This is a genomic window from Vibrio sp. LB10LO1, assembly GCF_010092875.1.
GTDB lineage: Bacteria > Pseudomonadota > Gammaproteobacteria > Enterobacterales > Vibrionaceae > Vibrio > Vibrio campbellii.
Genome location: NZ_JAADJW010000019.1, coordinates 34,195 through 49,194, shown reverse-complemented (window position 1 = coordinate 49,194; position 15,000 = coordinate 34,195). Strand labels below are relative to the sequence as shown.

16 protein-coding genes are annotated in these 15,000 nt (G+C 45.7%); 6 read left to right on the top strand and 10 right to left on the bottom strand.

Features of this window, described 5'->3' with window-relative positions; translation table 11 throughout:
• Nucleotides 1-24: 24 nt before the first annotated feature.
• Nucleotides 25-624, top strand: coding sequence for a recombination mediator RecR (gene recR / locus GXP65_RS14895; protein ID WP_005432989.1), 600 nt, complete (start codon nucleotides 25-27; stop codon nucleotides 622-624).
• A 53-nt stretch (nucleotides 625-677) separates the two neighbouring features.
• Here recR and aqpZ read toward each other — a convergent pair whose 3' ends face one another.
• Both aqpZ and GXP65_RS14885 read right to left on the bottom strand, forming a co-directional pair.
• Entirely contained in the window at nucleotides 678-1,376 is a 699-nt protein-coding gene (gene aqpZ / locus GXP65_RS14890) for an aquaporin Z (protein WP_162093145.1), read from the bottom strand.
• Between the two features lie 225 nt (nucleotides 1,377-1,601).
• The gene (locus tag GXP65_RS14885) at nucleotides 1,602-2,861 is read right to left on the bottom strand and encodes an amino acid permease (RefSeq protein ID WP_050918965.1); all 1,260 of its coding nucleotides are present in this window, start codon (nucleotides 2,859-2,861) and stop codon (nucleotides 1,602-1,604) included.
• 314 nt (nucleotides 2,862-3,175) lie between these two features.
• Between GXP65_RS14885 and GXP65_RS14880 the strand changes: the two genes are divergently transcribed.
• Genes GXP65_RS14880 through GXP65_RS14870 form a run of 3 tightly spaced genes read left to right on the top strand, consistent with a single transcriptional unit; the run spans nucleotide 3,176 to nucleotide 5,533 of the window.
• Nucleotides 3,176-3,556, top strand: coding sequence for a RidA family protein (locus GXP65_RS14880; RefSeq protein ID WP_005432926.1), 381 nt, complete (start codon nucleotides 3,176-3,178; stop codon nucleotides 3,554-3,556).
• Nucleotides 3,557-3,570: 14 nt separating this feature from the next.
• On the top strand, nucleotides 3,571-4,848 hold the full coding sequence (locus GXP65_RS14875; protein ID WP_162093144.1) for an L-serine ammonia-lyase, iron-sulfur-dependent, subunit alpha: 1,278 nt from the start codon (nucleotides 3,571-3,573) through the stop codon (nucleotides 4,846-4,848).
• 28 nt (nucleotides 4,849-4,876) lie between these two features.
• Nucleotides 4,877-5,533 carry a PAS domain-containing protein gene (locus tag GXP65_RS14870; protein ID WP_005432985.1) on the top strand — a complete coding sequence of 219 codons (657 nt, stop codon included), beginning with the start codon at nucleotides 4,877-4,879 and terminating at the stop codon, nucleotides 5,531-5,533.
• On the opposite strand, the gene GXP65_RS14865 is transcribed toward GXP65_RS14870, so the two are convergent.
• Entirely contained in the window at nucleotides 5,530-5,778 is a 249-nt protein-coding gene (locus GXP65_RS14865) for a YkgJ family cysteine cluster protein (RefSeq protein WP_005432895.1), read from the bottom strand. The genes GXP65_RS14870 and GXP65_RS14865 overlap by 4 nt on opposite strands.
• A gap of 221 nt (nucleotides 5,779-5,999) precedes the next feature.
• Here GXP65_RS14865 and GXP65_RS14860 point away from each other — a divergent pair, with 221 nt between their 5' ends.
• On the top strand, nucleotides 6,000-6,440 hold the full coding sequence (locus tag GXP65_RS14860; RefSeq protein WP_005432911.1) for a YcgN family cysteine cluster protein: 441 nt from the start codon (nucleotides 6,000-6,002) through the stop codon (nucleotides 6,438-6,440).
• A 62-nt stretch (nucleotides 6,441-6,502) separates the two neighbouring features.
• Here the strand turns inward: GXP65_RS14860 and GXP65_RS14855 are convergent, their stop codons facing one another.
• From GXP65_RS14855 to GXP65_RS14845, 3 genes are all read right to left on the bottom strand, one after another.
• A complete protein-coding gene (locus tag GXP65_RS14855) occupies nucleotides 6,503-6,754 on the bottom strand; it encodes a GlsB/YeaQ/YmgE family stress response membrane protein (RefSeq protein WP_038891447.1) in 252 nt (83 codons plus the stop codon).
• A gap of 80 nt (nucleotides 6,755-6,834) precedes the next feature.
• Nucleotides 6,835-8,562 carry a transporter gene (locus GXP65_RS14850; RefSeq protein WP_045377365.1) on the bottom strand — a complete coding sequence of 576 codons (1,728 nt, stop codon included), beginning with the start codon at nucleotides 8,560-8,562 and terminating at the stop codon, nucleotides 6,835-6,837.
• 74 nt (nucleotides 8,563-8,636) lie between these two features.
• Entirely contained in the window at nucleotides 8,637-10,031 is a 1,395-nt protein-coding gene (locus GXP65_RS14845; protein WP_012128575.1) for a glutamate decarboxylase, read from the bottom strand.
• A 369-nt stretch (nucleotides 10,032-10,400) separates the two neighbouring features.
• On the opposite strand from GXP65_RS14845, the gene GXP65_RS14840 reads away from it, so the two are divergent.
• Complete coding sequence (locus GXP65_RS14840; RefSeq protein WP_162093143.1) at nucleotides 10,401-12,092, top strand: mechanosensitive ion channel family protein; 1,692 nt, start codon at nucleotides 10,401-10,403, stop codon at nucleotides 12,090-12,092.
• 80 nt (nucleotides 12,093-12,172) lie between these two features.
• Here the strand turns inward: GXP65_RS14840 and GXP65_RS14835 are convergent, their stop codons facing one another.
• The 4 genes from GXP65_RS14835 to GXP65_RS14820 form a co-directional block, all read right to left on the bottom strand.
• Nucleotides 12,173-12,457: a putative quinol monooxygenase gene (locus tag GXP65_RS14835; RefSeq protein ID WP_050912809.1), complete on the bottom strand. Its 285-nt coding sequence runs from the start codon at nucleotides 12,455-12,457 to the stop codon at nucleotides 12,173-12,175.
• Between the two features lie 55 nt (nucleotides 12,458-12,512).
• Nucleotides 12,513-12,908: a VOC family protein gene (locus GXP65_RS14830; protein WP_045377359.1), complete on the bottom strand. Its 396-nt coding sequence runs from the start codon at nucleotides 12,906-12,908 to the stop codon at nucleotides 12,513-12,515.
• Nucleotides 12,909-12,990: 82 nt separating this feature from the next.
• Nucleotides 12,991-13,287, bottom strand: a complete 297-nt coding sequence (locus GXP65_RS14825) for a ribbon-helix-helix domain-containing protein (RefSeq protein ID WP_051118465.1) — start codon at nucleotides 13,285-13,287, stop codon at nucleotides 12,991-12,993.
• Between the two features lie 133 nt (nucleotides 13,288-13,420).
• Nucleotides 13,421-14,998, bottom strand: a complete 1,578-nt coding sequence (locus GXP65_RS14820; RefSeq protein WP_162093142.1) for an alkaline phosphatase — start codon at nucleotides 14,996-14,998, stop codon at nucleotides 13,421-13,423.
• Nucleotides 14,999-15,000 lie beyond the last annotated feature (2 nt).

The window sequence follows — 15,000 nt, the reverse complement described above, 5'->3', positions numbered from 1 at the left end:
GAATTCTAACTAAGCGGATTTTCAATGCGTACCAGTCATATGCTGGAACAATTGATGGAGGCCTTACGTTGTCTACCTGGGGTTGGCCCCAAGTCGGCGCAGCGTATGGCCTTTCATTTGTTACAGCGTGATAGAAAAGGCGGTCTGCAACTGGCAGACGCGCTTAGCCAAGCAATGACAGAAATTGGCCATTGCACCGAGTGTCGTACTTTCACTGAAGAAGAAGTTTGTCATATTTGTACTAACCCAAAACGCCAAGAAAATGGTCAGATTTGTGTGGTAGAAAGTCCGGCAGACATCGCAGCAGTAGAAGCAACGGGTCAATACTCGGGTCGATACTTTGTACTGATGGGACATTTATCGCCGCTGGACGGAATTGGTCCAAGTGATATTGGTCTAGATGTATTGGATTACCGTCTGCGCCGAGGAGATATCTCTGAAGTGATTCTCGCTACCAACCCAACGGTAGAAGGGGAAGCGACGGCTCATTACATCGCAGAACTTTGTAAAGAACACCAAGTGGAGGCAAGCCGCATTGCACACGGTGTACCAGTAGGCGGCGAGCTTGAGCTCGTGGACGGAACAACCTTGTCACACTCCCTTCTGGGTCGACACAAGATTTAATAAAAAAGCCGCTGAATTCAGCGGCTTTTTTGATCTTGAGGTTCGAGAATCAATTAATCGTTTGATTCTGTACCAAGCAGATTTTTGTAGATAAGTGCACCTAGAATACCACCAACGATTGGTGCTACCCAGAATAGCCAAAGCTGAGAAACCGCCCAGTCGCCAACAAATACCGCAACACCAGTACTACGTGCTGGGTTAACCGATGTGTTTGTCACAGGGATGCTGATTAGGTGAATCAGTGTCAAACATAGACCGATAGCGATAGGTGCAAAGCCTTGTGGTGCACGTTTGTCTGTCGCACCCATGATCACGATTAGGAACATCATCGTCATCACAACTTCAGTCACTAAAGCTGCAACCATTGAATATTGGCCTGGAGAATGCGCGCCGTAACCGTTCGCAGCAAAGCCAGAACCAACCACGTCAAAGCCCGCTTGACCAGTTGCGATTACGTAAAGTACGCCACCCGCAATCACACCACCAATCACTTGCGCGATGATGTAAGGCACAACGTCTTTAGTATCAAAGCGACCGCCGGCCCACAAACCGATGGTTACTGCTGGGTTTAGGTGACAACCTGAGATATGGCCAATAGCAAATGCCATTGTAAGTACGGTAAGACCGAACGCCAAAGAAACGCCCAACAGGCCAATGCCCACATCAGGGAAGCCAGCCGCTAACACTGCACTACCACAACCACCAAGCACTAACCAAAAAGTACCAAAAACCTCTGCCATGTATTTATTCATATTGTTTCCTATTGCGGATTTAGATTACCCGCTGAACATAGTAGAGAATTGTCAGAAAAGTGTGAGTTGAAGCACGGAAATTAACCTAAATATAGGTTTGGAGTGATTTTGTCTCAGATATGAAACGGAATGGGTAGGTAAATGAGTTAAAAGGAAAACCTCGGTCATCATCATAAAGATGGATAACCGAGGTGAGAGGAATTGTTCGACTAGTGATGCTAATCGTTAGCTAAATGCGATGAATGGTGAAATACAAAGTAGGATGCCCGTTGCGATGATCAGGTAAAGTGAAGCGCCTTTGTATTTATGTAAAGAAGGCACTTGGTATACCAAGTAAGCTGGGATTAAACAGCCGATCAAACCGAAGATAGGGCTACATACCGAAGTGAAGCTCAACACTGGTAAGTTGAGCACGATTGCTCCCCAAGCCATTAGGATGGCAAATAAGATGATGCCTTTGGTGACGAGTTCGCGATTGATTTGTTCTTCTGGCATCACTTTTTTCAGCGCTAGCATGGCAAGGCCTTGACAAGAATCACGGAAGCCAAGGTAAACACCAAAGAAGGCTGTCATTACAGAAAAGATGTTCAACATCAGGCTAAGCAGTTTAAGTGTGGTGCCGTCCATGCCTTGCGCGACCATCGCAAGCGCAGAGATGTTCTCGTTTGCTGCACGAACTGCTTGTTCATGAGACATCGCCAACGTGAAAGAAATCGCGTAGAAAAACACAGTCACAAATAAAATGCCAAAAGCGATATTCATGGCGCGCATCGCTTTAAAACGGGCAACTTCAATAGACTTCTCTTTTGAACGGTAAGAGATCACCATTGGGCTCAAGCTTTGGATAAACAAGATAGAAGTAAGGGTGAACGGCAGCAGTTCAATCGCATCTTTTAAGCCAGCACCAGCCGTTGGTACCGTACCGATATTAGCTAAATCCCACTTTTCTACCATCATGAAACCCAACAGGGCAACGGTACAAAGCTTAATTAGCACTAAGCCCGTACTGACTTTAAATAAGATCTTTTCGCCACGAGACGCGATCGCCACCAAAGCGCAAACCAATGCTAGACCATACAACGGGTTTTCCGACAACAGCCCCTCAGTGATACCAAAGCTGTGTAGGAAAGAGGCTGAGTCATTATTGATTGCTGTCGAGTATACGAATACCCAAATCACCAACATGATGAAGTAGAGTACGCCTAACAAAGCGCCCCATTTATTACCAAGGTAGCCTGAGATAACCCCCGCATAGTCTTGACACTTAGGAGAGGTGGAAAGCGTGTTAATAAATAGGCGTTGGAACAAGTACATCGCTGGATAACCAATCACCGCGGAGGCAAGAAATACCCAGATGCCAAGTACGCCCACTTTTACTGGAAGAAAAACAATACCAGCACCGATTGCCATGCCGATACTCATGATAACCCAGCCCCAGTCAGTGCTATCAAACTTAGTCGCCGCTTTCCATTCTGTGGCTGTCATTCCGGCTTTAATGTGAGGTGGTTCTTTAGTTATTGGAAGAGTTTGTGTAGGTACAGTAACGCTCATTGTCGTTTTCTCTTTGTTAGTATGAATTTTTCTCAAATCTATTTGAGAAAAAGATTAACAACAATTTTTTTGTGGAAAATTCAGATAAATTTGAGATCTCGGCAAAATTACTCAATAAAATCTGAATTTATATCGATTTGTGTGATCTGTAGTGGTTGTTTTGCTCACATATAGTTGAAATAATGGCTTTGAAACGAAAGCGAAAGCTGAGTTTTATGACTAAAACTAAAAACTATGTGAGGATTAACATGAAAGAATTGATCGCTTCAGAGCACGCTCCTGCCGCAATTGGCCCATATTCACACGGAACCACTTACGGGGATTTGATTTTTACTTCTGGTCAGCTCCCAGTTGATAGCGCGACAGGCAAAGTAGTAGAGGGAGGGATTACTGCTCAAAGTCATCAATCTCTGACGAACTTAAAACATGTGCTTGAAGCGGGTAACGGCAGTTTAGATACGGTTCTAAAAACGACGTGTTACTTGGCAAATATCAGCGACTTTGCGGAATTCAACAAAGTGTATGCCGAGTTTTTCCAAAAAGATTGCCCAGCACGAAGCTGCTTTGCGGTGAAAGATCTTCCGCTAGGTGTTTTGATTGAAGTTGAAGCGATTGCTAGTAAAAAGTAATACGGAGAAAAAGCATGAATCAGCAATGGAACCAATATATCCAAATCATTAAGCAAGTTGTAAAACCTGCCCTCGGATGTACAGAACCCATTGCTGCTGCATATGCGGCAGCAGTTGCAAAGCGTGAGCTTGGATGCCAAACCACGGATACGATTGAAGTTCGTGTCTCAGACAACTTATTTAAAAACTCAATGGGGGTTTACGTTCCCGGTACTGGGAAAATTGGCCTTAAGATCGCGGCGTCAGTTGGCGCGTTAGCGGGAGACCCAAACGCAGCACTGGAAGTTCTCGCTAAAATTAATCAAGACGATGTGACTGCTGCCCAGCAACTTATTGATGAAGAGCGAGTCAGTGTTGCTCGCATTGATACACAAGAATTTATCTTTTGCAGCGTGACCATGAGCGCTGGAGAAGACACAGTCTCGGTGACCATCAGCGGTGGGCACACTAACATCATTCAGATCACTCGAAATGGAGTGGTGACGTTTGATGCCCCGCAGCAGCAACGTGTTGCGACAGGATCGGTATGTGAAGGGGTTGATATCTCCATTAAGCAGATTTACGACTTTGCCCTTCAAGCGCCATTTGATGACATCAAATTCATTCTGCAAGCAGCGGAACTCAACTCTTCCTTAGCGCAAGAGGGTATCGACCGAGGTTACGGTTTAGAAATTGGCCGGACATTAAAAGGCAATATCGAACAAGGTTTACTTGGCAATGATCTGATGAGCAGAATCCAAATGATGACTTCTGCCGCATCAGATGCTCGAATGGGCGGCGCTACATTACCAGCCATGAGTAATTTCGGCAGTGGTAATCAAGGTATCGCGGCAACTATGCCAGTGGTGATTGCAGCTGAAGCCTTCCAAAGTAGTGAAGAGCAATTAGCAAGAGCTCTGATCATGAGCCATCTAGGCGCTATATACATAAAGTCTTACTACCCACCACTGTCTGCTTTTTGTGGCAACACGGTAACCAGTGCTGCAGCATCCATGGCGTTGGTATACCTAGCAGGTGGTTCGTTCGAGCAATCCTGTGATGCGATTCAAAACGTTATCAGTGATAGTTCGGGCATGGTGTGCGATGGCGCAAAATCCTCATGTGCGATGAAAGTCTGCACTTCTTCTACTACGGCAGTGCGCTCATATTTGATGGCGATGGGTAACCACAGTGTGAAGAATCAAGGTATAGTAGGCGACGAAGTTGAACAAACAATAAGAAACGTAGGCTCTATGGTTAGACTTGGTATGCCGTATACTGACAAATCTATTATCGATATCATGTCGGCCTAGCCTCAACGTTTTTGCTAAGGGAAGTAAATTGCAGCTTAAGAAACTCACCAAAAGTGATTTAGATATTTTGAATTCAATGAAGAACGTCGTCGATGGCATTGCCCGTATGTACGGTGAGCATACTGAAGTCGTTCTTCACAGCCTTGATGCAGAAGCACCAGAAATCATCAAAATTGCCAATGGCCATATCACTGAACGTGGAGAAGGCGCGCCAATTACCAACTTAGCAAGAATGAAGCTACTTGAGGGCAAGGACGTTTCAGACTCGTATCTGACTAAAACGGCGAGCGGAAAGACCTTGCACTCGATCACCACTATCGTCCGCAATCCAAAAAACAAGCCGATTGGCCTGCTTTGTATTAACGTGGATATGGATGTGCCAATGCAAGACTTCTTGCGTTCCATCATGCCACCACAGCAGAACCCATGTTGTACTGGGGCACAATCCCCAGAAACGTTTGCTCGTAATATTGATGAGACCATCATTAGTACGATTGAAACGGTTCAATCAGAAGTGTGGTCGAACGAAGCAATTAGCCCATCTAAACGCAATCGAGAGCTAGTGACACGCTTACAAGGTTTGGGGATTTTCAAATACAAAGATGCGGTATTAATGGTGGCCAACCACCTAGGTATCTCGCGTGATACGATTTACCTCTACCTAAGAGAATTGGGTAACGATTAAGTAAGCAGTTCTAGCTCAGTAATGTTGCTCAAAGCTTCCTGATTGGTTTTGCCACACACGATCGGACACGGTTTGAATTCGTGGCAAACTTTTGGTCGCTCAGCTTTTCCGAATAGCTTGCATAGGTTGTCGTCATTCAATTGAACGCAACGTTCGCCCGCTGGTTTGCCATTTGGCATGCCAGGAATAGGGGAAGAGATACTCGGTGCAATGCAGCATGCCCCACAACCCAATCGACAATCCATCTAAAAGCCCTCGTAAAAATGAAGGGGGCATTATGGACATTTCTCGCCAGATTGGAAGAGGTGCGCGTAAATTCCTATCCACAAGATCACTTGGCTAAATACGAACAAATCTTACTCAATGCTCCTATCACTCCAGTAAGGCCTTAAAACTTGAATTTTGCCGTTCAGAGGGGTATAAAACGCACCCAATTCAATCCCATTCAGTAATAAGTAGTAAGCGTATGAGCACTCCATTTTGGCAAAGTAAATCGTTAGAACACATGACAGAAGAAGAATGGGAATCGCTCTGTGATGGGTGCGGCAAGTGTTGTCTGCACAAGCTAATGGATGAAGATACGGATGAAATCTATTACACCAACGTGGCGTGTAGTTGGCTGAACAGCAAAACATGTTCGTGTAAAGACTACCCGAACCGTTTCACTTCAGGCGAAGAGTGCACCAAGCTGACGCGTGAAGATATTGATGACTTTACATGGCTGCCACACACTTGTGCATACCGCTTGTTGGCAGAAAACCAACCGCTGCCAGAGTGGCACCCATTAATCACTGGCTCTAAGTCTGCAATGCACGCAGCAGGAGAAAGTGTACGAAACAAAGTGGTGTATGAAATCGATGTGGTGGACTGGGAAGACCACATTTTGAATCACCCAAATCGCCCATAGCCTAACGTAAACAAGCCTTTCATTATGAAAGGCTTGTTTGTTTTTAAGGGACTGAAACTCGCTCAACCTTTAATAAAGCGGTTGTAGACAAACAATACAACGAAAGCACCTAACGTTGCGGTGATGATGCTGCCTATATTCACGCCGTCTGCACCGCCAAGGCCAACAAAGCTTCCTAAGAAGCCACCAACGAAAGCGCCCACGATACCCAGTACCATAGTGGCAATCCAACCGCCGCCATCATTACCTGGCATCAACCATTTAGCTAATGCACCTGCAATCAAACCAAGAATAATCCAAGATAGAAAGCCCATGATTTCTCCTTAATCTTTAATCAATTAGCGTTCAGTTCGCTTAAATGATAGTTCATTGTGGGTAATGTGCAGATTCTTCATCAACTAATGACCATTGCAATGTAGCCCAAAATCAACACTAAGACAGAAGTCAGGGCGTAAGGGACAGGGTAGCCGATGGCTGGCATATCACTTTGACTCGCATCTTGAGCCCCTTTCATTGCGGGCGTGCTATTTCGGCCTCCGGCGCAGGCGCCTGCCAAAATTGCCGGGTTCATTTTACGGAAGTACAAACCATACAACCAAGCCAGCAACGGAGGCACCAAAGCTGCTGTGACACCAAGTAACGCTATTTTTATGACGATAATGCCTTGGAACGAGGCGAGGATTTTTGGACCGACTGTAGCGGCAAGCACAGCAACAAACAGGTTAAGACCAATATCTTGTAAGAAACTTCTTGCGCCTTCGCTCATTGGTCCGCCAAAGGCAGGGTTTCGTGTTCGTAGGAAGGAGAACACAATACCAGTCAACATGCAGCCTGCAGAGGTACCAAGTGCAAATGGAATCCCCGCTAACGTGACGCTAAAGTGACCGAAAATGTAGCCAACAAGCAATGATAGGGCGAGATAAAAAGTCTCTGTCACCGTGCTCTCAACAATGGCAACACTGTTCAGTTGTGACGCGGTTTTTTCTACACACCATTTGGAGCCAGCGATACGAATGACATCCCCAACTTCGACTTTGGTTTGAGGCAATAAAGGCTGCTGATGGCCTTGTCGGAATATCGCTTTGAAATAAACACCAAAACCCACTTCAGCATGTAATTGTGCAATGGTTTTACCAGCATGCTCTGACTTACCGACGTGGATGTCGGCGACTTCAATATCGACATTTCTCGCACGCGGCTCATCAACCTCGTTCCCAATATCGGCCTCACCTTCCGCAATCAACACGCGATATTCACCACGAATACCAATCACGTCATTAAGAGCTAGAGTTGGATTCTGTGAAGCGTCGATCACTTCATCGCCTCGTACGACTTTTAGGACCGCTGCGTCAGGGAAGGACTGGTATAGCTCCTGGACTGAACGCCCGACGAGTTCTTGATGTGTCACTTTATAGGCACGAACATCAATTGGAAGGACGCCAACATCTGAAAATCCAAACGTACTTGGTAGCTTCTCATCGTCGTCACCCGTCGAGAATTCCGCCTCGGCGTCTTTACCTGCTTTCACAGGGTCGATACCAAACAGAGAAGGAAGGTACTTGATAAATAGGATAATGAGTACGGTCGATAAGACGTAGCTAATCGCGTAGCCTGCGGCAATGTTCGCGCTAACATGGTCGATACTCATGCCTTCTGGTGGTGTAAATGCCCCGGAGCTGATGGCTGATTGTGCGACCCCCATCACTGCGGTCACTGTGTAACTACCGGAGATGATTCCGGCGGCATATCCGGGCTCTAACCCCATCAGTTTGGCGCCGATGACCACAATTGCGAAATTGCTGAACACAACAATTAAGCCAATTACGACAAAGTCGATGCCACCGCGAGCCAACCCAGAGAAGAATTGAGGGCCAACTTTCATCCCGATGGCATACATAAACATCATTAGGAAGATGTCTGAGACCAGCCCGGGTTCTTCAATTTTTAATCCATAGACAGAGAACGAAGTCAGCGCTAGAGCAACGCCCACCACCAATGTGCCTGCAGTTGTGCCTAAGCTCACCCCTTTAAAAGTTAACCGGCCAAGCGGGTAACCAATAGCGAGTGATAAAAACAGAAATACGAATGGGTTTTCGGACAAGTAACTAAAAAGAAAAGACATACTGTCACCTGTGATTTTAAACGTTAAAAAGCAAGGAGCGCACGAGGCTCCCTGCTCTATGTGGAAGGGGACAATTAGCCGTGATTGAAGTTACTAGACTCGTCTGCATCGCTGCCGTTTACGACTGGGTGCTTGTCGAAGAAGTCCACGCAGTGCTGCAAATCCGTGATCAGTAGGTCAGCCAAATCACGGCTGAAACCGTGACGGACTAAAATTCGCATGATGACCAAGTCTTCACGTTCTGCCGGCATCGCATACGCTGCGATCTGCCAACCACGAGATCGGATACGATCAGAAAGATCGTAAAGATTAAACCCTGGATTTGCCCCTTCTTTTATTGACCAACTCAGTGCAGGAATACCACCGTGTCCATCATAGATAATGTGGAACATACCCATTTTCTCGATCTCTTGAGCAAGGTAGCGGGCAGTGTCATAACAGGCTTCATGGATTTTGCGGTAACCCTCTCGGCCAAGGCGAAGGAAGTTATAGTACTGAGCTACGATTTGCCCACCAGGACGAGAGAAGTTGAGGGCGAAGGTTGGCATGTTGCCACCAAGGTAGTTGACGTTGAAGATCAGGTCTTCGTGCAAAGCGTCCGCATCGCGCCATACAACCCATCCAACGCCAAGCGGTGAGAGCCCAAACTTATGCCCAGATGCGTTGATCGATTTCACGCGAGGTAATCGGAAGTCCCAGACTAAATCAGGGTCGCAGAATGGAGCGAGAAACGCGCCGCTTGCACCATCGACGTGAATGGGGATATCTAAGCCTGTTTCTTCTTGGAGCCTATCCAGTGCATCATGCACCTCTTTTACAGGCTCGTATTGGCACGTAAAAGTCACACCAAGTGTTGGCACCACACCGATCGTATTTTCATCACAGCGCTTGATCACTTCCTCTGGTGTCATGATTAAGCGATCGCCTTGCATTGGTATTTCGCGTAATTCAATATCCCAATAGCGAGCAAACTTATGCCAACACACTTGTACCGGACCACAGATGAGATTAGGGCGGTCAGTCGGTTTGCCTTGCTTCTTCATTTTTTCGCGCCACGCCCACTTGAGCGCCATTCCGCCTAGCATTGCTGCTTCACTCGATCCTGTTGTCGAGCAACCCATTGGGTTTTCTGCATGAGGAGCATGCCAAAGGTCAGCCAACATGTGCACACAACGAGACTCGATCTCTGCTGTTTGTGGATACTCATCTTTATCGATCATATTTTTATCGATGCACTCGTCCATCAGCTTGTGAACTTCGTCTTCCGCCCAGGTCTGGCAGAACGTCGCTAGGTTTTGGCGGGAGTTTCCATCTAACATGAGTTCATCGTGGACGACTTGATAAGCGTGAGAGGCCGCATGCTCATTTTCAGGAATGCGATACTTGGGCATCACAATAGAGAGATCTTTAGAACAGTAGACGTCGTCGAGAATTGAGCCCTTCAAGGCCGATTTTTTATGGAGTGGCATCTTCTAATCCTTTATCTTATTGAATTTGTTGTTTTTATTGTTAGTTTTATTGGTTGTTCGACTAACAACGCCGGCAGCAAAATTGATATAGCAGGCATTTATAAAATAGCCTCATTTATGTGTCATGATGCGTATTGTTGGTGATGTTTTGTTCTGTTTTGTGTCCTAAAGAACAGATATCGTAAAAGTATGGTGTTTGGTGTTAGAAAAAGGTTGCTATAAAGGTGCTTTTATGAAGAGTGAGGCATGTTATTTAAAGAAGGCGCTCTAATTTATGTTCAGTGTTGTAAACTTAGAGCATATAATTTCAAGGCTTTATATCCCGATTCTTGATCGCTTAGATCGAGTAGTGTCTCTTACGAGGTAAAAATGACGTTACTATCTCCCCTAAAAGTGCGTTTTACACCGCTGGTGGTTTTATTTACGGTGTTGGCGTTAACGATGAGCTCTTTCATTGTGCGTGCGACAGAAAGTTCGGAAGCGCCTGCTGAGGCTCCGACAGTGTCTGCTGCTGAACAAGCGATTGATAATATCAATAAAGATATCATTGACTTATCTGAAACGTTAAAACTAGCCAGTGGCGATGAGCGTGACGCGCTTCAGCTTCAACTGTTTCAAAAAAATGAAGAGCTGAGAAGTCGCCTTTCAACCGCGATCAGTAATAAATCGATTCCTCATGAACAGCTTATTAAGCTAGTACAAACTCAAGAGAAGTACTCAGAAGGCGCTGTTGCGTACCTTGATGACAAGATCAAAACGCTGAACGGTGAGCTTAATTCTGCAAAAGACGAAGATAAGCTTTCACTGGTTAACGAGTACCGTGAACTTCAGCAATACCTTGATGTGAGTTACGAGTCGAGCTGGCAAAACCTGAATTGGTTGAAGATGCTGGGCGTGCAAGATGAAGATGCGGACGTTGACTTTAAAGACAGCGTTGATAAGCGCATGCGTCTGCTATCTGCATCGATTCAATACTTAAAGCAGCAAAGTGAGATCATCAGTTCACAAGTTTCTTCTAGTCCAGAGTCAGAAAAAGCGTCGTTGCAACTGAGCCAACTGATTCTTAAGCAGCGTTTAAACATTGCCACTGACAGCCTACGTACGCTGATTTCAATTGGCGATAAAGTAGGTATTGAGACGTCTGAATACAAACGTCAGATCTTTGAGGTGACAGGTAGCATCACTCATGACTTGCTCAATACAAAAGTTATTCTGTCTATCCTAAGTCATTGGTCAAATTCAGCCGTCGACTGGTTTGCAGAAAATGCTCCGCAGCACATCTTCCAGCTGTTTGTGTTTGCTCTGATTCTTTTGATCGCCCGCGCTTTAGCGAAATTAACCCGCAAAGTGGTGAGTAAGACGGTTGCATCGAAGAACCTCAAAATGTCGCATTTGATGCAAGACTTCTTTATCTCGATGTCGGGTAAAGCAGTGTGGATCATCGGTATCATGGTTGGCCTGTCACAAATCGGTCTTAACCTTGCTCCAATCCTTACCGGTTTCGGTATTGCCGGTGTGATCATCGGTTTTGCATTGCAAGATACGCTATCGAACTTTGCTGCGGGTATGATGCTGCTTATTTACCGTCCATTCGATGTCGGTGATTTTGTTTATGCGGGTGGTGTCGATGGTAAAGTTAGCCACATGAGCTTGGTAAACACTACAATCCGAACGTTCGACAACCAAATCATCATCGTGCCAAACAGCAAGATCTGGGGTGATGTGATCAAGAACGTGACGCACGAGCGTATTCGTCGTGTTGATATGGTATTTGGTATTGGTTACGCGGATGACCTGTTAAAAGCTGAAGAAGTGTTGAACGATATTCTTACTTCACACCCATCAGTACTGCGTTCACCAGAGCCAAACATTAAGGTGCACACGCTAAATACTTCATCAGTGGACTTTATTGTTCGTCCTTGGGTGAAGACTGACGATTACTGGGATGTGTACTGGGATGTGACTAAAGAAGTGAAACTGCGTTTCGATCGCGAAGGCATTTCGATTCCATTCCCACAACAAGATGTGCATCTACATATGGTAGAAAAGAAAGGGGCGTAAGCTTTTTCTGTTATCTATCCAATAAATAAGGCGCTCAACATGAGCGCCTTATTTGTTGGTTTATTGATAGGGCTTCGAGATTAGATCTCGTTGAAGAAAGTGATCGTAGGTTCATTGACAAGCAAGCCATCAATCTCAGCCAGAAGCGATTGAAAATGTGCCGTGTTGCAATGTGCGTCAAACGCAGCTTGGTCTGCAAACTGCTCTTGGAACAAGAATTGGCTTGGATCGTTTTTATCTTGGAACAGTTGGTAGCGTAGGCAGCCGGTCTCGTTTCGAGTCGGTTCTAGCATGGCTTCTAGCGCTTGCTTAAGTTGTGTAATGGTGTCTGTTTTTGCGTGAAATGCAGCAGTTAAATGAATCATAGTTGTATTTACTTCTTTGTTGTTATGGAAGGTATCTTTATGACTGATACCGTTACTAAAGGTACCGACCTTGACGCTGCAAGAACTCAATCTTGTAGCCGTCCGGATCAGTAATGAAGAAAAATGTCGCTAAGTGTCTTTCCTGATGATCAAAGACTTTTATGTCACTGGCTTCAATACCCAGCGAGGTGAGGCGTCGGTGAGTTGCGGCAATGTCTTCTACGCTGACAGCAAGATGGCCATAGCCATTGCCGTGTGTGTAAGGCTCGCTTTGATCGTGATTATGGGTGAGCTCTAGCTCGAAGTCTGTTTCAGGATTGGCTAGATAAGTAAGAGAAAAGCCGTCGAATACGTATTGGTCTTTGATTTCTAGCTCAAGTGCGTCGCGGTAAAACTTAAGGGAACGCTCCAGATCGCTTACGCGGATCATGGTATGAATCATTTTTGTCATGAGTACTCCTTAATATTGCGCTAAGACTAATCAGTTTTAGCGTGCAATAGGTAGTACTCGGGTACGACAATAAAATCAGGGCTTAGCTGAGCTCGTTAAGGGCTTGAGAAAGGGTCGCTTGTGGCTGACGCGCGTAAGTAAGGCAAGCACAGCGTAGTAGTGATGCGAAGTTATTGACTTCACCATTGTGTTCTAACGCTTCTTGGTAAACCGTACTGATAAACTTAGGCACTGTCATTTCTTGAGCAGAAGCAATTTCTTCAAGAATTAGCCAAAAGCTCGATTCTAATTTGACGCTGGTGACATGGCCATCAATGCGGATAGAGCGGGTGATAAATTGATAGTTTTCCTGAGGTTGTTTAGCAAATATTTCGCACATATGATGTTGTTTGTTTTATAAATGACCCGCAGATATTGGCGTTTGAGACGCAGAGCGTCAACTATTTTGAGTATAAAAACGCCCTCAAATGAGGGCGTGAAAGTGCACCAGTATAGTCAGTGCGGAGCATGGATTATTTGATTTGCTCGATAAGGTATTCGCCAAGTTGCGAGTGATGCATGATTTTTGAAACCGGAAGAATGGTACCAGCAGGCCCCCATGCGAAGACGTTCACAGGCGTATGGGTGTGCGTTCCTGTGCCCCAAACGGTGTTTTGTTTGGTTGCCTGTTCACGCGCTAATAAATTGCCTCTGTCGTTGTATGGGAAGAAGGCATCAAAGTCGTTGATGGCAGGAACATTCTCTTCACTCAAGTATTTGTGGCTCGCTAAACGGTAAGGATTTGGTTTGCTGGCCAATACGCGTTCCGCTTGTTCTGGTGTGATTGAAAAGTCGCTGTTGGCGTTCACAATTTCAGCCAGCTTTTCTGGGGTTTGTTTCGCTTTATCAAGCTTTTGGAACTCGCTGATCATACCGTAGTAGCTTTGCTTTTGATTGTAGAGGCCATCCAGAATATCAAATTTACCGAAGTTGAAATTTGGTGCGAAATCGCGTTTGGCAAATGCTTCTCCGCTGCGTTTCTCTGGCTTCGGCACATCAGATGAGGAATAGCTAAAGCCAAAAGAGCCGGTTTCATGATCGGCGGTGACGATCACAAGAGTATCTTCGCGGCCTTTTGCCCATTCATAAACGGAATTTACCGCTTCATCGAATTTGATCAGTTCATGCAGCATGGTACCCGCATCATTGCTGTGGCCTGCCCAGTCAATCTGTCCACCTTCAACCATTAGGAAGAAGCCGTCTTTGTCTTTTGAAAGCACATCTAACGCTTTCTCGGTCATCTCTTTTAGAGAAGGTTGGGTGCGCTTTGGATCGTCTTTGCTTTGGCTGTAAGCGATGCCATCATTCATACCAGAGTAGGCAAATAGGCCCAGAACTTTGTCGCCCTTCGCCTCTTCAAGCATATTTCGGTTGAACGCTAAGCTATACCCTTGTTGTTGAGCTTCAGTCAGCAGGTTACGCTCATCTTTACGCTTTGATTTTAGGTAAACATCACCTTGAGTGAGTTGCTCAAGTTGCTTGTATGTATCGCCTTTGTCGTTGGTTGACTTTGGAATCCAATGACGAAGGCCACCAGATAGCATCACATCGACGCCAGTTTCTAGCATGTCTACAGCGATGCTGTTTTCGAGTGAACGATGTGGTTGGTGCGAGGCAAAAGCTGCAGGTGTCGCGTGCGTCATTCGGGTGTCTGATACTAAGCCTGTTGCTTTCCCTTTTGCTTTCGCTTTTTCCAAAATAGTTTCAACATGGTTGCCTTGGCTGTCTATACCAATCACTTCAGAAGCCGTTGGAATGCCTGTCGCTAACATTGTCGCAGAGCAGGCTGAATCGACAACAATCGCGTCTTCAGGGTTTGTCAAAGAGGAACCGATCACACCTTCTTGTGCCAGCTTATATATCGCGGTTGTTTCACCTTTGTAAATTGAGTGCGGTGCATGGTTCGCGTAGGTTTCTAGCAGGCCAACTTGTTGTGGGCCCATGCCATCGCCAATCATTAAAATAACGTTTTTGATTTCTGCCGATAGGGCATTGAAAGAGAGCGTCGAAGCCGCCACTGCGGTTACGATTGGGGTCACTAAGTGCTTCATTG